Genomic DNA, 923 nt, shown 5'->3' with positions numbered 1-923 from the left:
GACTGACCGGGGCGGGCTGCCGGCGCCCTGGGTCATGGCGAGTCCGGTGGCTCGGGGGGTGCCGGGGTCTCCGACGGTTCACGGGGCTCCGACGGCTCAGGGGGCTCCGACGGTTCACGGGGCTCCGGGGGTTCCTCCGGGTCCGACGCCTCCTTCATCGCCGCCCAGCGCGCCGCGCGTGCGTGCTCGTCGTGCCAGGGCGAGGGCGGTCGCTCCGGTGACGGACCGGGCGGGAAGTCGTCCGGTTCGAAGGTCGTGTCGTGGTCGTACGCCCCGTACGGGACCTCCTGGTCACCGGCCGCGTACGGCCCGTCCTCGTCGTAGGCCGCGGCGGACCCGGCGTCCTGGTCCTCACCCTGCGGGCGGGCCTGGTCCTGCGCCAGTGCGGTGAACGGGCCGCCGTCCTCGCCGTAGGCGGAGTGCCGCGGGTCCGAGTCCGCCGAGGCACCCTTGCCGTTCCCGGGCTTCTCCGTCCTCTCCGCCGTACCCGCGGTTTCCCAAATCTCCGACATCTCCGGCTTCTCCGGCTTCTCCGGCTCGACGCGGGGCTTGCCGATCCGGGCCTCCCGCGCCCCCGTCCCCGTCCCCGTCTCGCTCGCCCGAGCCGTCCGCGGCGCCCAACCCGTCCGGCACCGCCATCCACGTACGACCACCGCCACGGGAACCGCCACCACCGCGACCCACGCGAGCGTCGCCGCACCCACCTGCCACCACACCGGCCCGAACTCCGCCAGCACCCCGCGCCCCAGCGGCCCGCCCGACAGCGCGGCCAGCACCGCGATCACGGCCGCGCAGAACACGGCCGCCAGCAGCGCGACCCCGGCGGTCCGCCCCGGCGCCCAGGCCACGGCGGACTCCCGCCCGGCCCGGGCCCCTGTCGCCGTGGACGTCCGCCGCTCCTCGTATCCGCCGTCCCACCCCGC

1 protein-coding gene is annotated in these 923 nt (G+C 76.8%); it reads right to left on the bottom strand.

The genetic code is table 11. From position 1 onward, the window contains the following. Positions 1–32 precede the first annotated feature (32 nt). On the bottom strand, positions 33–923 hold an 891-nt coding region (locus tag L0P92_RS44660), incomplete at its 5' end, for a cell division protein PerM (protein ID WP_234768842.1).

The organism is Streptomyces muensis, from assembly GCF_021474425.1.
In the GTDB taxonomy this organism is placed as follows: domain Bacteria; phylum Actinomycetota; class Actinomycetes; order Streptomycetales; family Streptomycetaceae; genus Streptomyces; species Streptomyces muensis.
This window is presented reverse-complemented; position numbering and strand designations above follow the sequence as displayed.